General features: G+C 54.3%; 18 protein-coding genes and 1 pseudogene. 12 read left to right on the top strand and 7 right to left on the bottom strand.

What is annotated here, in order from left to right:
• Positions 1 to 26: 26 nt before the first annotated feature.
• Both MKY58_RS13360 and MKY58_RS13355 read left to right on the top strand, forming a co-directional pair.
• Positions 27 to 530, top strand: coding sequence for a hypothetical protein (locus MKY58_RS13360; RefSeq protein ID WP_339324958.1), 504 nt, complete (start codon positions 27 to 29; stop codon positions 528 to 530).
• A 54-nt stretch (positions 531 to 584) separates the two neighbouring features.
• A pseudogene (locus MKY58_RS13355) lies at positions 585 to 914 on the top strand (potassium channel family protein); the annotation flags it as partial.
• 211 nt (positions 915 to 1125) lie between these two features.
• On the opposite strand, the gene MKY58_RS13350 reads toward MKY58_RS13355, so the two are convergent.
• Positions 1126 to 1638, bottom strand: coding sequence for an acyl-CoA thioesterase (locus tag MKY58_RS13350; RefSeq protein ID WP_339324957.1), 513 nt, complete (start codon positions 1636 to 1638; stop codon positions 1126 to 1128).
• A 241-nt stretch (positions 1639 to 1879) separates the two neighbouring features.
• Between MKY58_RS13350 and MKY58_RS13345 the strand changes: the two genes are divergently transcribed.
• Entirely contained in the window at positions 1880 to 3274 is a 1395-nt protein-coding gene (locus MKY58_RS13345; RefSeq protein WP_339324956.1) for a protoporphyrinogen oxidase, read from the top strand.
• 215 nt (positions 3275 to 3489) lie between these two features.
• Entirely contained in the window at positions 3490 to 5235 is a 1746-nt protein-coding gene (locus tag MKY58_RS13340) for a sigma-70 family RNA polymerase sigma factor (RefSeq protein WP_339324955.1), read from the top strand.
• An 89-nt stretch (positions 5236 to 5324) separates the two neighbouring features.
• On the opposite strand, the gene MKY58_RS13335 is transcribed toward MKY58_RS13340, so the two are convergent.
• The gene (locus MKY58_RS13335) at positions 5325 to 6230 is read right to left on the bottom strand and encodes a YafY family protein (protein ID WP_339324954.1); all 906 of its coding nucleotides are present in this window, start codon (positions 6228 to 6230) and stop codon (positions 5325 to 5327) included.
• Positions 6231 to 6327: 97 nt separating this feature from the next.
• Between MKY58_RS13335 and MKY58_RS13330 the strand changes: the two genes are divergently transcribed.
• The 6 genes from MKY58_RS13330 (at position 6328) to MKY58_RS13305 (ending at position 11198) form a co-directional block, all read left to right on the top strand.
• The gene (locus MKY58_RS13330; protein ID WP_339324953.1) at positions 6328 to 6870 is read left to right on the top strand and encodes a dihydrofolate reductase family protein; all 543 of its coding nucleotides are present in this window, start codon (positions 6328 to 6330) and stop codon (positions 6868 to 6870) included.
• 62 nt (positions 6871 to 6932) lie between these two features.
• Positions 6933 to 7985: a glycosyltransferase family 4 protein gene (locus MKY58_RS13325; RefSeq protein WP_339324952.1), complete on the top strand. Its 1053-nt coding sequence runs from the start codon at positions 6933 to 6935 to the stop codon at positions 7983 to 7985.
• A 4-nt stretch (positions 7986 to 7989) separates the two neighbouring features.
• A complete protein-coding gene (locus MKY58_RS13320) occupies positions 7990 to 8565 on the top strand; it encodes a class I SAM-dependent methyltransferase (RefSeq protein WP_339324951.1) in 576 nt (191 codons plus the stop codon).
• Positions 8566 to 8599: 34 nt separating this feature from the next.
• A complete protein-coding gene (locus MKY58_RS13315) occupies positions 8600 to 9709 on the top strand; it encodes a class I SAM-dependent methyltransferase (RefSeq protein ID WP_339324950.1) in 1110 nt (369 codons plus the stop codon).
• A 32-nt stretch (positions 9710 to 9741) separates the two neighbouring features.
• Complete coding sequence (locus MKY58_RS13310) at positions 9742 to 10446, top strand: galactosyltransferase-related protein (RefSeq protein WP_339324949.1); 705 nt, start codon at positions 9742 to 9744, stop codon at positions 10444 to 10446.
• On the top strand, positions 10443 to 11198 hold the full coding sequence (locus tag MKY58_RS13305) for a glycosyltransferase (protein WP_339324948.1): 756 nt from the start codon (positions 10443 to 10445) through the stop codon (positions 11196 to 11198). The genes MKY58_RS13310 and MKY58_RS13305 overlap by 4 nt, the downstream gene beginning before the upstream one ends.
• A 102-nt stretch (positions 11199 to 11300) precedes the next feature.
• On the opposite strand, the gene MKY58_RS13300 is transcribed toward MKY58_RS13305, so the two are convergent.
• Positions 11301 to 13892 (bottom strand): glycosyltransferase, encoded by a 2592-nt coding sequence (locus MKY58_RS13300; protein WP_339324947.1) that lies wholly within the window; start codon positions 13890 to 13892, stop codon positions 11301 to 11303.
• 226 nt (positions 13893 to 14118) lie between these two features.
• Between MKY58_RS13300 and MKY58_RS13295 the strand changes: the two genes are divergently transcribed.
• Both MKY58_RS13295 and MKY58_RS13290 read left to right on the top strand, forming a co-directional pair.
• Entirely contained in the window at positions 14119 to 14538 is a 420-nt protein-coding gene (locus MKY58_RS13295; RefSeq protein ID WP_339324946.1) for a hypothetical protein, read from the top strand.
• A gap of 37 nt (positions 14539 to 14575) precedes the next feature.
• Entirely contained in the window at positions 14576 to 14776 is a 201-nt protein-coding gene (locus tag MKY58_RS13290; RefSeq protein WP_036709754.1) for a hypothetical protein, read from the top strand.
• Here the strand turns inward: MKY58_RS13290 and MKY58_RS13285 are convergent.
• From MKY58_RS13285 to MKY58_RS13270, 4 genes are all read right to left on the bottom strand, one after another.
• Entirely contained in the window at positions 14773 to 16086 is a 1314-nt protein-coding gene (locus tag MKY58_RS13285) for a glycosyltransferase family 2 protein (RefSeq protein WP_339324945.1), read from the bottom strand. The genes MKY58_RS13290 and MKY58_RS13285 overlap by 4 nt on opposite strands.
• A 184-nt stretch (positions 16087 to 16270) precedes the next feature.
• Positions 16271 to 17353: an ABC transporter permease gene (locus MKY58_RS13280; RefSeq protein ID WP_339324944.1), complete on the bottom strand. Its 1083-nt coding sequence runs from the start codon at positions 17351 to 17353 to the stop codon at positions 16271 to 16273.
• Positions 17319 to 18332 (bottom strand): ABC transporter ATP-binding protein, encoded by a 1014-nt coding sequence (locus MKY58_RS13275; RefSeq protein WP_339324943.1) that lies wholly within the window; start codon positions 18330 to 18332, stop codon positions 17319 to 17321. The genes MKY58_RS13280 and MKY58_RS13275 overlap by 35 nt, the downstream gene beginning before the upstream one ends.
• Positions 18332 to 19498: an NEW3 domain-containing protein gene (locus MKY58_RS13270; RefSeq protein WP_339324942.1), complete on the bottom strand. Its 1167-nt coding sequence runs from the start codon at positions 19496 to 19498 to the stop codon at positions 18332 to 18334. Before MKY58_RS13270 ends, MKY58_RS13275 begins: the two co-directional genes overlap by 1 nt.
• Positions 19499 to 19561: the final 63 nt, after the last annotated feature.

The raw sequence follows: 19561 nt of genomic DNA, 5'->3' as shown, positions 1-19561 counted from the left end.
CTATTGTTACGAACCGGAGGTACGACATGAACCATTTCAGGCCGAAACCTTTATTCTGGGGCGCTGCCGTCATTGCGTTGCTGCTGCTTGCCTATAGCCTGGCAGCCCCGCCTCCAAGGCATGCGGAAGCTCCGGCTTCAAGCGCCGACCCTGACCGCGAGCAGCGTGACCACGTGATCCAAACGGCGGAAGCAGGCACCATCCGCAACGAATTAGGTTCCGTGATCTACGGCGCCGACGATCATGCGGTCCATATCGTGCTCGATTTGGACGCCGTCCATTATGACCAGGTAGGCATCACGTTTCGCGGCCCCGACAATCATGGCGTGACGTTCGGGGATATGACTAGCAGCGTAAAAGTTGGGCATGTTGAATATGAGACGACTTTTGTGCCGGTCAACTATAAGCTGGTCCTTTGGACGCAACTGCCGATCCGTATTCTCGGAGAAGGCCGGGAAGGGTGGATCGAGATGACCGATAAAAAAAGCGGGAATGTCATTTTGAAAGAGAAGCTGACTTTTCGAAATTGAACCTGAGGAAGGGTGCCGAATGAACCTGCAGCAAAAGAGTGTGAGTCTGACATCATGATCTCGTTTGTCCTGACGTTAAAGCGGCTGTTAAGCGGCCTGTTTCATGTTTTTCACCATAAAAGGTTCCGGGTTCTGTTCGTGGTGACCCTCTTCATGCTGTTGTCGGGGACGATTTTTTACACGCGCGAGGAAGGATTGCCGATTTTGGACGCGTTGTATTTTTGCATTGCGACGCTCAGTACGTCGGGACACCCAACCTTCGTTCCCCAAACCCCGTTCGGCAAAATTTTTACGATGCTGTATATCGTCGTCGGCACCGGCCTGTTCATGGGTCTTATGAGTTACATCGCCTACGGCGTCGTAAAAAGCAGCCAGCGGGAAGATGAAGAGGAGAGGGAGCAACGAAACGGCGGGACAAAATCCACCGTCCGCAGAAAACGTCAAGACGGCAGCGATGCGGAGGCGGACTCCTGACCGGGGTTAGGATGCATAAGTTGGATTCCTGCAAAAGATGCGCTTTCCGTCCCATTCGACTTGGAAACCGGCTTGCTCTCAGCGCAGATCGGTGCAATGTCTTCCAACGCATCCCGGTTTCTTATTCCCACGGAAAATCGATCGTCAAATAATCCGCGAATTTTTTGCTTTCCTCTCTGCGGTGTTTGCGCATCGCGGCTCTTTGGGGCGCCGTTTCGTGCAGCCGGATTTCTTCTTCCGTCTCGGGGATCACTTTCGGCACGGGGACGGGCTTTTTGTCTTCGCCGATCGCGACGAACGTCAAAAACGAGGTGGCCGCGATATGGCGTTTTCCCGTTCTCAAATCTTCCGTGATGACTTTGACGAACACTTCCATCGAGCTGCGGCCTGTCCAGGTCACGTACGACTCCAAGCAGACCGAATCCGTCATGTGGATGGGCAGCAAAAAGTCGACCGAATCGGTCGAAGCGGTCACGACCAGGTTCCGGCTGTGTTTGGATGCCGAAATGGAAGCGATGTCGTCGATGTAAGCCATCAGCTTGCCGCCGAAAAGCGTGTCATGGTTGTTGACGTCCGTGGGAAACACGCGTGCGATTTTATAGCATCTCGATTCTTTGACATACCGTTGTTCCATACATATCCCTCATTCACTGAATTTTCGACACGGTCATAGTATCTTCCGGCAGTTGAATACACATGTATCGTATCGCCAAAACCATATCTACGTAAAATATATTATGTAAACTTAAAAAGCTTAACATCCCCTCTCCCGATGACGAATGTCAGAGGAACGTCACAAAAGGGGACGCAAACGGGGCCGGCGTGCTGTGATATAATGTAGTCATCGAACATTGACGGAAGCAGGTGTCCTCATTTTGAAAAAGGCAGTCATCATCGGCGGAGGCATCACGGGATTGTCGGCCGCGTATTTTTTGCAAAATAAAGCCCGCGAAAGCGGACAAGACGTTAGCATTACGATCGTAGAAGCCAGCGAACGGTTAGGCGGCAAAATCAGGACTGTTCATGACGGGGCATTTACGATGGAAACCGGCGCCGATTCGATCGTAACGCGCAAATCCAATGCGGCCGAACTCATAGAGGAATTAGGCTTGAAAGACGAAGTCGTCTATAACGCGACGGGGATTTCGTACATCTATACGGACGGAACGCTGAAACAAATTCCGAAGGACGCCGTGTTCGGCATTCCATTGAGCATCGAGTCGCTTGCGACAAGCGATCTGGTGTCGGCCGAAGGGAAAGTCGCGGCGTTAAAAGACTTTTATACGCCGAACGAAACCTTTACCAAGGACGATTCGGTAGGGGGCTTCCTTGAAGCATTCCTCGGGAAAGAGCTGGTGGAAAAGCAGATCGCCCCGGTGCTGTCCGGCGTATATTCCGGCAAGCTGAGCGAACTCACCATCGCCTCCACATTGCCGTATTTAATCGACTACAAAAACGAATACGGAAGCATCATCAAAGGCTTGAACGCCAATAAAGCCAAGTTTCAAAGCGGAAGCGGGAAGAAGTTTCTCTCATTCCGCCGGGGCGTGTCGCAGTTGATCGACGCGTTGGAGCAGAAGCTGGCTCAGGCCGAGATCATCAAAGGCGTTGCAGCCGAAGCGGTGACCCCCCTCGCGGATGGCCGGTACGAAATAGCCCTGATGGACGGACGGGTGCTTGAGGCGGACGTCGTATCGATCGCCACGTTATCCGTCGCGGCCCAAAAGCTGCTGAGGAATGAACGGTTGGATGAGGAGTTCAACCAATTCAAGCATAGCTCGCTGATCAGCGTCTATATGGCTTTTGACGTACCCGACGAGGAACTCCCGGCTGACGGCACCGGCTTTATTACGGCGGGCAGCGAGGACGTTAAATGCAATGCGTGCACTTGGACGAGCCGAAAATGGGAGCACACGTCGGGAGAGGGCCGTTTGCTGGTCCGTCTCTTTTATAAGAGCACGAATCCGCATTACGATACGCTTGTGGCCATGACGGAAAACGAATTGTTGCAAATCGGCATGGAGGATATTCAGGCCAGCCTGGGAATTGCAAGCAAACCGCTGACCTATAACGTTACCAAGTGGCATGAAGTCATGCCGAATTATCATATCACGCATCGTCAGATCGTCGAATCGCTGGAGGCGAAAATGACGGAGCTGTACCCGAACGTGGCGTTGGCCGGCTGCTCCTATTACGGGGTGGGGATTCCGGACTGCATCGCAAACGGGGAGGACACGGCGGCAAAAATGCTCGAATGGATCGCTGAATAGACAAACGAACGAGGCTCGGGATGGCATCCCGGGCCTCGTTTTTTGCCTTCGCCTGTTCCTCAAGGATTCATTGGAATGGGCTGGCGAATAAGGGATAATGGATTTAGGGGATAAACGTCCGGATTTTTTTTCGAAAGATTTCAAGAAAAGTTGTCAGAAATCCTTTGCTTTTGAAGTCTATATCGTATGTCAACGTTTTGAGAGGGGATCTTCACTTGAATCAATTGCGGGAAATAAGCGTGGAATGGGAAGAAATGGACGATGCGGCCCTGGTCAAAAAAGCGAAGGAAGGCAGCCGGGAAGCCTTCGGTGAGCTTGTTCGCAGGCACCGTTCCAAGGTTTACGGGTATGCGCGAAGCATGGTTCAGGAAGCGCATGCGGCCGAAGATATCGTGCAGGACGCGTTGATCCGCGCGTTTTTGCATCTGGGCAAGCTGGTGGATGCCGAACGTTTTTTGCCCTGGGTTCATCGGATTGTCCGCAACCAAGCGCTGACCCGGTTGAAAAAAGCCGGAAGAGGGCAGGAAACGACGTTTTCCGGCCTGGAGGCGGCGGTGTCCGGAGGCGGGGAGGAGCAGGAAATGTGGGGCAGTCTGGATTACGTCCTGAAGAGGGTCGCCCATGCCATGGAACGGGAGATGCAGCAGGATGGCGTTCCCGAGGCGCGGCTGATGCGGCTGGAAACCCAGCAGGTGTTGATGGATATCATCGCTTGCCTGAAACCTAAGGAGAGGCAAATTTTCGAATCGCATTTTTTCGACCAGCTTTCGCCTCAGGAAATCGCCCGCGAGTTCAGCCTGACTGCCGCCAACGTATACCAAATCTTGTCCCGCTCCCGCAAAAAAGTGATTCAGGAACGAATCCGCGTAACCGTTGACGCCTATATTCAAACGCGAAAGGATTGGGGAACGATGGGAAAAACGGTGTTGGGTACGGAAAAATGGCAGGAGGGCGGGCATTCATGGTCTACGGCGGGCAATGTGCTTCATGCGCTGGCCAAAGCGGCGGGGCGGGATCACTCGCTGGCGGCGGTGATGGGGCTTACAGGGTTGGCCTTCCGGATTCAGGTACTGCCAGGCGTGCATATTGCCGGACCGACGGCTTTCGATTTTGCCGATGTGTTTCGCAGAGGGCTCCGGAACCTGGGGATGACGGTCAGGATCGTGGACGGGATGAAGCCGGGGATCGGCGATAACGTCAATCTGCTCGGCGAAGCGGCGACAAGCCTGAAAACGATGCAGAAAAGGGACATCCACCAGGCGCTTCCTGAAGCGCTCGATTTGATCCATCATGCTGTGGACCGCGGATATCCGGTGCTGGCATGGGATCTGAGCATTCCGGAATTCGGCATGTTGTACGGTTACGACGACGAACACAAACTTCTGTATATGGATGAATGCTGCCGGAAGGATACGTTGTCCTATGAAAATTTGGGCAGGGGCGTGATGGAAGAGATCTTCGTAATGGCCGTCGATTCAGCGTCGAACCTGTCGTTTAAAGAGGGGCTGCGCGGGGCGCTGGAGATGATCCTTGAGCATTATTCCGGCCAGGAGCCGAACGCGCCTGCGGAAGCCGTCAAAGGGTTGGAGGCTTACGATGTGTGGATCGAAGCGTTCCGCAGCCAAGGCGTGGAAGCGAACGGCAACGGCTATAACATCGCGGTCGTGGGTGATTGCCGGAAATATGCTGCCGGCTTTTTGGAGGAGGCTGCCCGTTGGTTGGAAAAGACGGAGGATGCCGGGGAAAATGTCCCGTTAAGATTAAACGAAGCCGCGGAAACCTATCGTCAGCTTGCGCAAACATTCGCGGAATTGCACGTCCTGTTTCCATATCCCGAAGGCGGCAATCCGAATGATCCGAAGGTTTCGCCGCAGGCGATCGCTTTGCTGGAAAAGGCTAAAAAGCTAGAAATTCGAGGCGCAGAACAATTGGAGAACCTGTCGAATGCCTTGAATTCATGACGGAAATTATTCATGCCGTGAAGCATAAGAGCCTTGTTCGTTTTCGAACAAGGCTCTTTCTCGTGGACATCGCCCGAAATCTCGTGGCTTCATGCCAAATAGTTTTTTAAGCTTTCCTGAAAGAGAGTTTTAATCATGTCCCGTAATTCGCCCGGATAAAGGACTTCCGCATCCGGCCCATACCTCAATAACAACCGGGAAACATAAGGAAACTCTTCGCGGGGCACGTTACCGAGCCATTCTTGTCCGGAAATCCCCCGGAACATGGGATCAGACATCGCCATGCGTGCGCCGAAGGAACTGAACTGGATTTTGGCCGGGACTCCTTCCCGCGGATCGGAAGAATCCAGCCATTGTTTGAGCGTAGGAAGGCCGGGGACGGCTTCCTCCAGAGGCGTCATGGCGATGACCCGGTCCGCGCGGTACAAGAGGATTTTTTCGCGGCTGTATGCAGGCATGTACCAATAGCCGTGCTCGAAATATAACCCGATGGGACAGACTTCAAAGCGTTTGCTGCCCGAAGCCGAGGCATATTCCATGCGGACGCGCCGTTTCTCCATCGCGGCCTCCAAAATAAGCGAAGCAAAAGGCGACGCCGCCTGGGTAGGCGTCATTCGAAAGGCAACATATTCCTTTAACCGATCGACCTGCTCCTGCACGTCCTGCGGAAGCTCCGCATAATACTGTTCGGACAAATGCTCGCGGACCGACCCGAACGGGATATCCGGCAGGTCTTCCAGCAGCTTTAACATCAGGAACAGCCCGATCGCCTCGTCGCGGGACAGGTGAAGCGGGGGGAGCAGCCGGTTCGGCAGCGCCCGGTACCCTCCATGGGGACCGGTTTCGGTATACAACGGGAGGCCGATTTGCTGCAAATAATCCAGGTCCCGCTGGATCGTCCGGACCGAAACGTGAAATCGCTCGGCAAGCTCGCGCGCGGTATACTTTTTTCGGGAATCGAGCAGTCTCATTAAGGCAACTCTGCGTTCGTTCATAATCGCATGGGCTCCTAACATCATCTTATAAACAGAACTACGACAATTTATGTCATAAATCCATTGTAACATAAGATCTGGAAAGGAGCGATAAAGGATGAACGATGCGAATGGAAATCAAGTAGTGCTCTATATTGCAATGAGCCTTGACGGGTATATCGCGCTTCCCGACGGATCCGTGGACTGGCTGCATGACGTCAAAGGCGACGGAGGGGATAACGGGTATGCCGAATTTTATGACACGGTGGGCAGCGTTATCATGGGCAGACAGACGTATGACGAAGTGCTGACGCTCACGGAAGAATTTCCGTATGCAGGCAAACCTTGCTTCGTCGTCACCCGTACGCCGTCGGCGCATCAAAGCACGCCTCATGTCGAGTTCACCGGCGAACCGCTGTCCGACCTCGTGCGACGGGCAAAAGAGCAATCGACCGGATCGGTCTGGCTGGCGGGAGGCGGCAAGCTGGTTCAAGCCTTCATGAAGGAGGGGCTGATCGATGAAGCCGTGATTGCTGTCATTCCGAAAGTGCTGGGCCGGGGCATTCCCCTGTTTCCCGAAGGAACCGCGCCGGGCACGTTCGAACTAAGCCGTATGGAACGTCGCGGCGATATCGCCTTGCTTTACTATAGGATCCAATAAGCCGAGAGGCGGATTTTCGGACAGAGCGCTTTGGCCTAAAAGGGCCCGGGCGCTCTTTTCTATTGGTAGACCAATTCATCATTTTTGCGAGGCCCGTAACTGGGGGCTGTACCGACGAATATAATCCAATCAGAAACACTTTGCATGCGGAGGGGGGGATCAACCTGTCAAAGCATCTCATCATTTATGACGTCGATTGGTGGATATTGGGCAAAACAGCCAAGATCATTCAGCAAAACCGTCCCGATCTTGACGTGATCTCCTGCGCGAAGCTGGAAGAGCTCATACAGGACGTCGGCGCGGCAGAGGTCAACCGGCGGTATTCCCGGATCTGCGCTTTATGTTTGGGGATTGCTGCCTGGGCCATCTTCAAAAATATCCGGATCGATGCCTCCGCCGCCGTATCGTATTATTACTTTAGCCGCAATTACGACACTTTGCGCGAATGGAAGGATCCGATCGTGCCCGACCCCGATTTTCTCCGTTTGGTTCTTCCGCGGATTCCCGTCATCGGAGCCATGAACCGGAAACTGGCCGAGACATTAAAAGGTTTGGCTCCCCATGCCCGCGTGGATTATATCGGACATTTCGTCGATACCGCCAAATTCGCGCCGGCAGCCGCCAACTTGGATCCATCGCTGCCGCTTACCATCGGATGGGCCGGAGACAAACGCAAAAGATCGAAAAATTACGAATCGCTTTATCTCCCCATCCGAAAATCATTTGAGCATGACCCCAGAGTGCGCTTTGTGGAGACCTCCGGGGAATACGCATACGACGACATGCCCTTATTCTACCGATCCATCGACCTTTTGTTGATCACCTCGGCGAATGAAGGGGGCGGCGCGCCGGCATTGGAGGCTTATGCATGCGGCAAGCCGGTGTTGTCTACGAATGTCGGTTATATCCAAGAAGCTGCCCACCCGGATGCGCACCCGTTCATTTTGGACAGCGACGATCCGCAGGATTTTATACGCAGCATCCGCGAGTGGATGCACAAGAGAAGCGAGCTTGATACGATCGGCCGGCGCTGCAGGGAAAAGATCGTAAGCGATTGGGGCGCTGACAAGGCCGTTAAACGTTGGATCAGCTTGCTGCTAACCGATGGGGGGTGAAACGATGGGAACTTCGAATTGGCAAAATATATCGTATTGCGTGGAACTGATCCGCTTGGTGTCTCCAGCAAAGGTTCTTGACGTTGGGGTCGGCTTTGGACGGTGGGGAATGATCTGCCGGGAGTTTCTCGACGTATGGCAGGGAAAAGTGTTCCGCGACCAGTGGACGACAAGAGTTGAAGGCATTGAAGTGTTTGAACGCAACATTGACGTTTATCACGCATGTTTTTACGATCATATCTATCGTGCCGATGCTTACGAGCTGCTGGTGCAGCAAAAGGCTTTGAACGATTACGACCTGGTGATTCTGGGCGACGTGCTGGAGCATTTCGCCAAACCCGAGGCCAACCAGTTGCTGCGCGCATGTTGGGATATCAGCAGGTACGTGCTTCTGAACGTTCCGATCGGCAGCGATTGGCCGCAGGGCAGCGAATACGGCAATGTTTATGAAACGCATCGAAGCGAGTGGAGCGAGGACGAATTCAATGCCTATCCCTTAGCCGCCAAGCGGATGTTTAAGGATTATATCGGGCGCGATTTTGCGACCGTATTGCTGCAAGGCAAAAGATGCCTCTCTTGAACACGAATACGGACCATGGAGGAGTTGACGGGTTATGGCAGGTTCGGTCGCCCAAGGCGGAACGCACGTGGTTTGCGAAGTGCCTGTCGAGCTGCTTTTTTCGGACATCGATGTCAAATCGTCAAACACGGAGCACCTCATTCCGTCATTTACGGATGCATGGTATGAACATCATCTGCGGCACAGCAACCTTTCGATCATGCGGTTCGAACCGCACCGGGAGCTATTCCGATACTTTTTGGGACAATCCGCCTCCCCGAAGCCTTATTTGGAATGGTACCGGAAGATATATGTTACCCGCGGCCTGGAACCGCCCATGAGCCCCGGCGAGCTGCTTCGGCAGCGCAAAGAGGAATTTGAGAACATGAAGAACGCGTTGGCGGATAACAGCTCCTTTTTTTATGATCATCCGATCGAAGTCAGCTATCATCCGTCAGGATATTTCAACATGAAGGACGGTCATCATCGCGCGTCTTTTTTGTACTGCTGCGGCGTTCGAAGGGTGTTTGCGCGGATGAGCGCGGAGGACCACGCAACGTGGGTCAATGCCGAACAGGCGGCTGCCGTCAAACGCGTCGTCAAGGCACAGCAGCGTCGGCTGATCTATACCCCGATCCTGAATCCGGCATTTTACGATTGGCGAAGCGAAAGGGACGAGAACTATCCCACGAGGCTGGATCATATGCTGCATTACCTTGGACCCGACCAACTGCGCGGAGCCCGGGTGCTGGATATCGGCTGCAACATCGGATACCATGCCAGATGTTTGACGAGGGAAGGGGCGATCGTGACCGGCATCGAGCATGATCCCGTGCATTGCGAGCTGCTGATGAAGCTGAACGACCTAGAGCAGACCCATTTCGACTGGATTCAGGCTTCCTTTGAGGACATCGAACCGGGACGTTTTGATATGGGCGTTCTGCTGACCGTTTTTTATCATGTGATGAAAAAGGAGGACCGCTGCAGCGCGTTTTTAGCCAAATTGAATGCTTCCGTTACGCGCCTGCTGTTTTGGGAGTCGGGAGACGAACCGGAATCCGAAAAAAGGATGATTCTTGAAAATACCGATTTCGCTTATTACGAGAAGCTTGCGAATACATTCGGAACAGGAAAACACAGAGAGCTGGGGGTGTTTTTGAAGTAACTCCCGCGACGAAGAGGAAAAGGAGGCGGAGCATGGAAGCAGGGGATATTTCCGTACTCATACCCTATCAATCGGATGGAGGGCCGCGAGATGAAGCGCTGCGTTTCGTAAAGTCGTTTTATAAACGGATGCTGCCTGAAGCGGAAATCTGCGTCGGCGAGCTTTCGAGCGAAACGTTCAGCAGGTCCAAAGCCATCAACAAGGCTGCATCGGCAGCAACCGGCTCCCGATGGATCATAGCGGACGGTGATTTGATCTACGATCCCGAGCTCATAAGGGGTGCGCTTCGCCAGTTAAGGGAGGACAATTGGATCATTCCGTTTACAAGCATTACGCGTTTGACGCTCAGCAACTCCCAGTCGGCTTATCGATCCGAAGCGGGTTGGCCGCTGCAGGTTCCCGTCGAAACCAAACCGGACGATGCCCGTTATTTCGTTGGAGGCGTCAGCGTCGTGACCCGAACGGCTTTCGAGACGATCGGCGGATACGACGAGCGGTTTATCGGATGGGGCGGGGAGGATGAAGCTTTTGCCTATTCGATGGATACCATTATCGGAAAACATATCCGGCTCGAAGGCAATTTGCTGCATTTTTGGCATCCGTTCGTCGGTCCTTCAGGCAATCCGCATTACGGCCAAAACTACGCGCTGTTCCAGGAATACCGAAAGGCGCTGGGCCATCGAGCCGAAATGAGCCGATTGATTCAAGCCAAACAAAAAGGGAGGACGACTGCATGAAACTTTCCCTCATCGTTCCGGTGTTGAATGAAGAAACGTTTATTCCCCTATATTTGGAAAGCGCGGCCGCGTATGCGGACGAAATCGTGATCGTAGACGGCGGAAGCACGGATCGGACCGTGCCCCTCATCGAATCCTACCTTCCGCATCTGCCGATCCGTTTATTCACCATGCCGCAAACCGGAATGCCGTACACCGACGACTGGAACGAGTCCCAAGTCCGAAACTTCCTGATCGGCCAGGCGACCGGAGATTGGATCATGAACCTGGACGTCGACGAACTGATGGATGACCGGTTTCGCGATGTGTTGCCCGAACTCATGAACCGGAAGGACGTGGACATTTATCAGTTTCCGTTCGTCAATTTTTGGGGAAATCCGTGGACGCTCCGCATCAACAGTCCCGGGGACGAACGATGGTCCAACGACATCACGCGGATGTGGCGGGCAAACATCGGGATCCGTTACCGGGACGAAAAGCATCATTGCACGCTCGAGGGCGAGGGCGGACGGAGCATTTGGAGCCTTCCCCGGGATCGCGTGGACGTGAACATCTATCATTATCATTATGCGCTTGGGAAAAAAATCAAGTTTAACGATAACCGCCGCGGAGACGTCAACGTCCCCGACAACAAAGGGGAACCGGATTGGCATTTTGACCATGCGGAATACCGGATCGCCACCGTACCTTTCGAGGGAAGCCATCCGGAAGTCGTCCGGCGGTACATCGCCGCAAACCCGGATCATCGTTAAAAAGAAAAGCTTTCGCCATACCGGGCCGAAATGGCTCGGTAGCGAAAGCTTTTTTTGCGGAGTTTTTGCTTTATTACGAGGGACAGTTCCTTTCATCCGGGATTACGGTTGCGGAGCCCTTCGCAATTCGGAGATGAGGAGTGGTACGTCTTCCGTAACGAGCACCCTTGGGGTCTGCAGCTTTATTTTCAGATCGTCCAGCTGATGAGCATGGTACGAGAAGGCATCGATCACGCAACGGTCGGAAGAAAAATAAGGGAAAACATCGGTTCCGCCGCAGTAGACCACGCTTTCGAGATCGGCATGGCTGAACAAATCGGGCCTGTTCGTTACATACAAGCGAGGCCCGGCTTTTCGGATGCCGACGACCTCATGGCCGAAATATACCGGCAAATACACGACGATGATGCAGTCATTCCGCTGCGACAGCTCTCGGACCATCTGCTGCCAGCGTGCGGGACTTCTTGACCATTCGCGGCCGCCGAGAACCAACAGGCAGGGGCGACCGCCGAGTTTTCCCGCTACCCCTTCGGGCGTATCCGCTCCATAAAAAATATTTTCCGGCCGTTTCGGCTGCCGCCACGGTTTGTTCCATTTCCGTTCATAATAGGCTTTGTTGCTTCTCCACAGATCATCGTATTGTTCCTGCTTCAGTTTTTTGATCGTGGCGCTTCCGTGGTGGTACACGAATGCGTCTTCGACGATCAGAAGTTTGTACCCGGCCCGCCGGACCTGTTCGCAATAATCATCATCCTCGAACATCCCGATGCCGTATTTGCTGTCCAGCCCCCCAACTTCTTCAAACACGCTCCGCCGCATGGCCACGCAAAAAAAGCCCAACAAGTCGGTATACCGGCTCCGCCCTTTATAGAGTCCGTAAAACTCCTTTAACCAATGGGGGTTCGCTCCTTCCGCGGGATTGCCTACGAACAAATCCACCGCCTGGTCGTTGCCCACATGATTGGACATCGGCCCGGACATGCCGATTCCCGGGTGTTTTTCCAAAGGGCGGATCAGCCTGCGAACCCAGCTACCGTCGGGCACGATCGTGTCGTTATTCAGCAGGATGATATACTCCCCTGAAGCTTTGCGGCACCCGAGGGAATTCCCCGCGGCAAAACCGAGATTCACGTCGGAACGGATGATTTTGAAGCAGTCTGGATCCAGCTCCGCCAATCGTTGCGGCGTTTCGTCCGTCGAACCGTTGTCGACGACAATCACTTCCAGATGGGGATAACGTCCGGGCTTCTGCAAGCTGAAGAGGCATTGACGCGTATACGGCCAGTTGTTATGCGCCAGCATGACGATGCTCACCTTTGGAAACAGCCGTTTCAAAATGGTCCGGTGCAGTTCTTCATACCGTGTTTCCCAAGTGTGGCTTGATGCAAAATTTTTTCTGGCCTCCATAAGCTGAGGGTTATTCTGCCGCAGGGAGCGTTCCACCGCTTGTTCGAAGGCTTCCGGGGTACGCGCGATGACGGTAAGCCCGGCGGCGACGGTTTCCAGCTCCGGCAAAGCCGTTGACACGACGGGCTTCCCTGCCGCCAAATACTCGTACAGCTTCACAGGGTTCGTTGCCCTGGTAAGCTCGTTTTGCAAAAACGGAATAATCGCCGCATCGAACCGATGAAGATACATCGGAAGCTCGTGATAGCGTTTTTCGCCCAAAAGAAGCACGTTCGGCAATTTCTCCAGCCCAGCCGTATCGCAGCCAAAGGTATGGCCGATCAGGGCAAAGGTCCACTCCGGTCTTCGTTCGGCCATCCGTTCCACGAGCTTGGCGTCGAACCAATCCGATATCGCACCGTAGTAGCCGATCACAGGTCCTTGAATGGAGGCGAGCTCGGGTGCAACCGGAGCATGCGCTGCAAAATGGGCAGCATCTGCGGCGTTGCGGAGCAAAAGCGGGGAGGAATGGTATGTTTTCATGCGGTCATACAGCCGCTGGGATGAGGCTAATACAAGATCCGCTTTGCGGGCAAGCTGTTCCTCCAGCCGGATCATCGACGGGGCGTTCGTCGAAAAACCGTTATGTTCGTCCATGCAGTCATACAGCAGCTTGCTGTCTTCCATGGAGGAGACAAGCGGCGTCCAGAAAGGGAGGTCGACGATGGATACCAAATGTCCGATTTGGAACCGTTCCCGGATATACTCGATGGACCAATTCAAATACCGAATATCCGTTGCGCTCATCTGATCGGTATATAGGTTCAAGTTTCGGTTCGCGCATAACGTGACAAGCCAAACGTTCGGCTCGACGAGCTTCACCTTGACGTATCTTGCAACCTCATCGAATGTGGCATCTTCTTTTGGGAGAACGGACATCGTCGTGGTCGCATAAAAGACGCGATGCCCGTGCCGCGCGAACTGGACCGACATCTGCTGGGGCCTTTGCCATCTGAAATCCCAATCGATTACCGGAAAACGGAACACGTCGTACATCCCGGCATGGCCCGCAGCAGTCTCGGTCGTTCTCGAATCGGCCGCGTGATTTGCCGTATGATCACTTGCAGCCAATGGGGCCGCCAGCGGGTCCACGGATGCACCCGTATCGTGCCGGAATGCCGGAATGACGGGAGGGTGCGAATCGATCCGTCTGATCGGCGCCTTTGTTTTGCGTTTTGCAGGTTTTGAAACCGTAGGGGATACGGATTTGATTTTAGGCTTCCGTGGCCTTGAATGTCGTCTCTTCAAAGCGGTGTTCTCCTCCCTAAACGATTGTCTATCTTCAAAATATGTACGGAGGCGGATATCCGCTTGGGTAAAAAACTATTGCAATCCTTAAATGTTCGCTCAAATTCCGCCGTTCGCGCCACTGGTTTGCCGGCCTTGGGCATATTCATTAACTTTAATCTCCACGGTAGCCGCCTGCATCATTCAAACATATTGTACTCATGACTAAACGAAGGAGGTAAAAGCTGTGGAGCTGCATCGAAAAAAATTCCATCACACGGATTGCGCGACGGATGCGCATCGGCACAAGCCGGATGCCGGCAGCCGTAAAAAAAGCGCGCTGAAACATAAGCTGCATGGCCTGAAAAGATTCGTCGTCGTCAGCCTTGCCAGGCTGTCCAGGCAACTGAAACGGCTCCGGAACCGGGTAAACGGCCTTTCCGCCCAGGTATCCTCCCTTCAGGAACAGGTGGGTTCGCTGACTTCAAACCAGCCCGGGACGGTTCAATTTTTGGCTTCAAAACTCAACTCGAAGGTGACGATCGAGACGCCGGCGGGCACGTTATTCGGCACCCTGGTGTTGATCGGCGAGGATTTCATCCAACTGAGGGAGGCCGACGGCAGCATCGTGCTGCTTCCGCTGCGCAGCGTCCTCTCCGTACTTTGAGAAAAACGCTTGCTGACAGGGAGGAGGGTTAATACGAATGAATTTTATTGAAGCCTTAAACGCGTTCATCGGAAGAAGGACCGAAATCGTTCAACCCGGACAGTTTCTTCAAGGTCAGCTGTCCGCCGCCGCGGGAGGTTTGATAACCGTTCAACTGTCGAGTTCGAATTATATTCCGTCATCCCAGCAGGTTACCGCATTTATCAACAATGTTACTTACGTCCGCATCCTACCTTAATGATCGAGATCGGCGGGGCTTTTTAACGTTCGATCCGCTACCCATGAACTCCAACGCTCGTATAAAGGCGCATGAATCCGGGAGACGCTGCTGCTTCGAAGCCGGCGGTGATAGAGAGGGAGAGCGATGTAATGCAAGGTTTCCTCTAAGGACAGTCTCGCCAACAATTCCACGTCTTCGAACAATCTTCCGCCCCACGGAACGGACGCCTTCCAGCCATGGTGTTTCTTCAAAAAGCTCGTGCGGTACATCCGGGGGGCGATCACCCATCCTTCTGCCAGAAGCTTGCCGGCCGAAAGGGCAGAAGGCGCCTGTTTGACTCCCCGGTACATCAGCTGGCCGTGCATACGCTGGATCCATTCATGATGGTCCGCGTACACGGCTGCTTCATGCTGCAAAGCTAAAGCCGTTTTTGCAAGGTGCAGCAAGCAGTCCGAAGACAGCCAATCATCGGCGTCGAGTTCCAAGAGCCAATTGCCTCTTGCCATCGTCAACGCTCGGTTTAGCGATTCCGCTTTCCCTTGATTCTTTGCATTGGTCAAGCAGCGGATCTTTCCGTGGCCGTTCAGTTTTTTTACATATTCGTCCGTTCCGTCGGTCGATCCGTCATCGACGATGATGAGCTCCCAGGCAGCATAGGATTGGGCAACGACGGAACGCACGGCCCACGGGAGATAGGCGGCATCGTTATAGGTGCAAATCACAACCGAAATGACCGGGTCGGACAGGCCTTCGGAATGTTTCGGGCCGGGCGGTTCCAAAGGCTGCCGCAGCAGGGCGAAGACGTCATCGTAAGCCGCTTGGTGCAAGGGCGGCCCGGGGCGAACCGCTTTGGAAGGAACAAACGCGTCGGTTTCCAGAGCTTCCCACGTCCAAGCCGGGCGAAGCCGGAATAGTCTTTCGATCCATAGATAGACACTGAAGGGGAGATGGCTGGATTCGGAAAATCCGCCATGAGTAGAAGGCGTGACGGCTGCGGTCCGCCATAAGATCCCGTGGGGGGCGTCGAAACCTTGCTTTGAGCCGGGGCGGGAACGGCCTTTGGGATGGAGGACGACCGCACCCGTGTCCGGATGCATGTCGGCAATCCGGCTCATAAGCTCCTCTTTGATTGCAGGGGTGACGGTGTCGCCGCCGTATAAAGCAAGAAAAAACGGCTCCCTGCAAACCGCGAGGATCTCATTGAGCACTTTACCCGGATTCATTTCCGGCAAACGCTCCACCCGCGCTTCAGGGAACGCCTCCTTAACGGATATTTCGGTTTGAATCATCTCCGTATAACTGCCTTTCGAAGCGATAAAAACGATCATTTCCGCGGTATCCTTTCCGGTACGGCAATCCATTTTTCGCAAACGGCTATTACCATTCCAGTCTATGCAGCATCCGCCCAAGTGACACGGAAACCGACGGAACGGCCGCAAAAAAGCAGCCCCCGAAAAATACAACGGGAGGGCTGCTTTGATTCGCGGCCGTATGCCTACAACGTTCGCGGCATTAAGAGCGTCCGCGGATTTCCTGGCGCAAAAACATCACGTAAGAAATGGCGAAGCAGACAAGCGTCAGCGCGATCAGGCCGGTGACCTGCGGCCATACGAGCAGCAGGCTTTGCCCGAAAGGAAGCGGGCTGTCGATCGCCCCGTAAGCCTGCTCGGTCGTCAGCGGCCCCAAATTTCGCACGGTAGGCATCAATAGCGTCGAGGTGGCTTCGTTGAACAAGGTATACGGGGAAATCCGGCTGAGTCCCAGCATCAGGTTGACATGATTCAACATATCGTCAACGGTCGAAGCTTGATTGTTCCGAACAAGCGCGGTGGACAACAGGTTCAGAATCATGTCGTAAAAGAAGCTGAAGAACAGCCATACCGCGATGCCGGCCAAGGCCGACGTTGCAGGCTGCCGAAAACGCACCGAAAACAGGATGGATAAATTCAGCCAAAAACCGATGTAAAATACCGTCACCACCAAAAATGCCAATATCCGCAGCAGCTCCTCGAAGGATGGGGGAAGTCCCACAATAAGGAGACCAAGCGATAAAACGAGCAAGCCCAGCGCCAAAAACATAAACCCGATGATAAACAAGGAGGCGGTGAATTTGGCGTTTAGCAAATCGTCGCGGTGGATGGGCTGCGCCATGATCCTGCTTAACGTCCCTTTGTTGCGTTCGCTGTTCACGGCGTCGAATCCGAGGCCGATGCCGAGCAGCGGACCAAGAAACCCGATGAATCCGATGAAGGAAGGCAGGGTGCCGTCCGAAATGGTAAACAGCTTCAAAATGACGAAATCGCTGTAACCGTCCTCTGATTTGATGGCGTCCTGCAGGCTGTTCAAAGCGGTATAGAGGGAGGCGACGCAAGTCAGGAAAATGATCGCCAGCAGCAAAATGAACCGCCAGCTTCGGACATGGTCGGCGATTTCCTTGCGAACGAGCACCCGAAACGCCGCCGGATTGGAGTTGGACTTGTCGAAGCGGTCGCGGTCGGACAAGGAGCCCGCAAATTTGCGAAGCCCGTCGGGCAGGCGCTCCGACACCGCATTCCGCCATTTATTTAGCTGCCTTTTTAGAACGCTTGCTTCCATGTTCCTCACCTCCCGCAAAGTAACGTCGATAAATTTCATCCAGGCCGTATTGTTTCCGCTGCAGGTTGTATAACGAAACGCCCGACGAAACGATCATGCGGGCAATCGCGTCGCTGCAGTCCTCGCTGCATCCGATCTGGAGCAAAACGCGGCTGCTGGAGCGCAGGGCTGCATCCGGATCTTCCGCTCCGGATTGCACGTCACGAACCTGCTCCAATTCGGCCAGTCGATCAAGCAGCTGCTGATCGGCCCGGTCCACTTCCGCGGTAATCACGATCGGCGTATCCGTCAACAGCTGCCGGGTCAACGCCTCCAGATTGCCTTCCGCCAGAAGTTTGCCTTTAACGAAAAGGCCGACCCGGTCGCAAATCTGCTGGACTTGGTGCAGCTGGTGAGAGGATAGGAGGACGGTTAACCCTTGCTCCCGGCTAAGCCCGTAAATGAGCGCTAGCAGCTCGTCGATCCCTTTCGGGTCGATCCCCAGCGTCGGTTCGTCCAGGATGATGATCTCCGGCTGCTTGATGAGGACGTCGGCGAGGCCGAGGCGCTGCCGCATCCCACGCGAGTACGTGCCCGCTTTTTTATGGGCGGCATCCTTCAGCCCTACCTCCCCAAGGAGCCGCATCGCGCGCTCCCGGGCTTCTTTCTCGCCGATTCCGTTCAGCCTTGCGGTCAGCTGCAGATTCTCCAGGCCGGTCCAATCCTCGTAGAAGCCGACATCATCGGGCAGGTAGCCGACCCGCCGCTTCACTTCGATGGGCTGGCGGGTCGGGTTCATGCCGAGGACGTTGATCCTTCCGCCGTCCGGCTCGCTGAGACCGAGCAGCATCAATATTGTCGTGGATTTCCCGGCCCCGTTGGGGCCGAGAAGCCCGAAAATTTCACCGCGGCGGATTTGCAGGGACAAGCTGTCAACGGCCCGATGGCTGCCGTAGCTTTTGGACAATTGCTCGATGTCGATGACTGTTTCCGCCACCATTATCTCCTCCCATATTTACGAATGAGCACATAGATGCCGCCAAGAATGATGAGAATGATCAATACGCCGATCCATCCCCACAGGACGGAGCCTTTGACCGCGACCCGGAAGGTTGCCGTCGAGGAGGACTCCGATGCCTGAGCCGTCATATCCGTGACGTAATCGCCCGCGATGGCTTTATCGCTGGACGTGAGCTTGGCTTCGACCGTCGTGGATTTGCCCGCAGCCAGCTTGTCGATCGTTTTCGGATTAAATGTCACCTCCCAGTTGGCCGGGGTGGAGGAGGTCAGGTTAATATCGGTCAAATCGGCAGTTCCGGTGTTTTTGACGACGAGCTCGATCGTTTTGCTTCCGCCTGCTTTTACGCTCGTGCTGAGCAATCCGCTCGGCGTCGTCAACTCCATGCTGTATTTGCCGGAAATGGCCGCTTCCAGCACAAGCTGGGCGTCCGTCGATTGGTTATGGGCCCGAATCGGGATTTTAAACGTTCCCTTCGTTACGTTTTCGGCCGGTTTGACGTTGACGGTAATCGCTTTGCTTGCGCCGGGATCGACTTCGACGGATGATACCTGCTTGCCGTCCGCGCTAAACGTCACGTCCCATCCGGCCTCCGCCTGCGAAGTCAGCGCATAGGTCTGCTTTTCGGCCGTCCGGTTTTGCAAATTGACCGAATACGTAAATGTCGCGTCCGAATGCCCTTCCATGTTGGCCTGATCCGTGGTCAGCTCCGTTTGGTATGTGCCTTTTTCCGTAATTTGCACCGTCAGGGGCAAGGAAGCCAAAGTTCCCGCTTTGAGCGTAAAGCGATAGGTGCCTTTATCGATTTGCATCGGAACCGTAACGGCAAGGTTGATCGATTGCGACGAATTCGGCATGACCGAAATTTCGTTCAAATCCCAGCCGCCGCCGGTCATTTTGGCCGTCCAGTTTTGAGGCATCCCTTCAATGGACAGCGGGACCGTGACGACGCTGCCGGTGTCGTTTTTCAGCTCGACGTTGTAATTGAGAGATTCGCCGGGCGGGACCGAAATGGACGTATACGTCGTATACAAGGTCACCCCTCCAGCCGCATGAGCGGGTATACCGCCGAGAAGCGGACCGATTCCAATCGCCAAAACAAGAAAAATAAGGCCCGTCAGTTTGATGTTCCTAAGGAATCGTGTCATGAAGCATAACCCTCCTAATTGAAATATGTTTTATTCACCCTAAGTACGAACCGGAAATCGGCA

Origin of the sequence: Paenibacillus sp. FSL W8-0194 (assembly GCF_037969745.1) — a bacterium.
GTDB classification, from domain to species: domain Bacteria; phylum Bacillota; class Bacilli; order Paenibacillales; family Paenibacillaceae; genus Paenibacillus_AQ; species Paenibacillus_AQ cookii.
Note: the sequence above shows the minus strand (reverse complement) of the source record. Positions and strands in the feature narration are given on the sequence as shown.

What these genes read in the sequence shown, in the direction of transcription:
- MKY58_RS13305 (WP_339324948.1), top strand. Translation starts at nt 10,443, where the DNA reads ATGAAACTTTCCCTCATCGTTCCGGTGTTGAATGAAGAAACGTTTATT.
- MKY58_RS13360 (WP_339324958.1), top strand. Translation starts at nt 27, where the DNA reads ATGAACCATTTCAGGCCGAAACCTTTATTCTGGGGCGCTGCCGTCATT.
- MKY58_RS13350 (WP_339324957.1), bottom strand. Translation starts at nt 1,638, where the DNA reads ATGGAACAACGGTATGTCAAAGAATCGAGATGCTATAAAATCGCACGC.
- MKY58_RS13330 (WP_339324953.1), top strand. Translation starts at nt 6,328, where the DNA reads ATGAACGATGCGAATGGAAATCAAGTAGTGCTCTATATTGCAATGAGC.
- MKY58_RS13270 (WP_339324942.1), bottom strand. Translation starts at nt 19,498, where the DNA reads ATGACACGATTCCTTAGGAACATCAAACTGACGGGCCTTATTTTTCTT.
- MKY58_RS13335 (WP_339324954.1), bottom strand. Translation starts at nt 6,230, where the DNA reads ATGAACGAACGCAGAGTTGCCTTAATGAGACTGCTCGATTCCCGAAAA.
- MKY58_RS13310 (WP_339324949.1), top strand. Translation starts at nt 9,742, where the DNA reads ATGGAAGCAGGGGATATTTCCGTACTCATACCCTATCAATCGGATGGA.
- MKY58_RS13320 (WP_339324951.1), top strand. Translation starts at nt 7,990, where the DNA reads ATGGGAACTTCGAATTGGCAAAATATATCGTATTGCGTGGAACTGATC.
- MKY58_RS13290 (WP_036709754.1), top strand. Translation starts at nt 14,576, where the DNA reads ATGAATTTTATTGAAGCCTTAAACGCGTTCATCGGAAGAAGGACCGAA.
- MKY58_RS13275 (WP_339324943.1), bottom strand. Translation starts at nt 18,332, where the DNA reads ATGGTGGCGGAAACAGTCATCGACATCGAGCAATTGTCCAAAAGCTAC.
- MKY58_RS13315 (WP_339324950.1), top strand. Translation starts at nt 8,600, where the DNA reads ATGGCAGGTTCGGTCGCCCAAGGCGGAACGCACGTGGTTTGCGAAGTG.
- MKY58_RS13280 (WP_339324944.1), bottom strand. Translation starts at nt 17,353, where the DNA reads ATGGAAGCAAGCGTTCTAAAAAGGCAGCTAAATAAATGGCGGAATGCG.
- MKY58_RS13285 (WP_339324945.1), bottom strand. Translation starts at nt 16,086, where the DNA reads ATGATCGTTTTTATCGCTTCGAAAGGCAGTTATACGGAGATGATTCAA.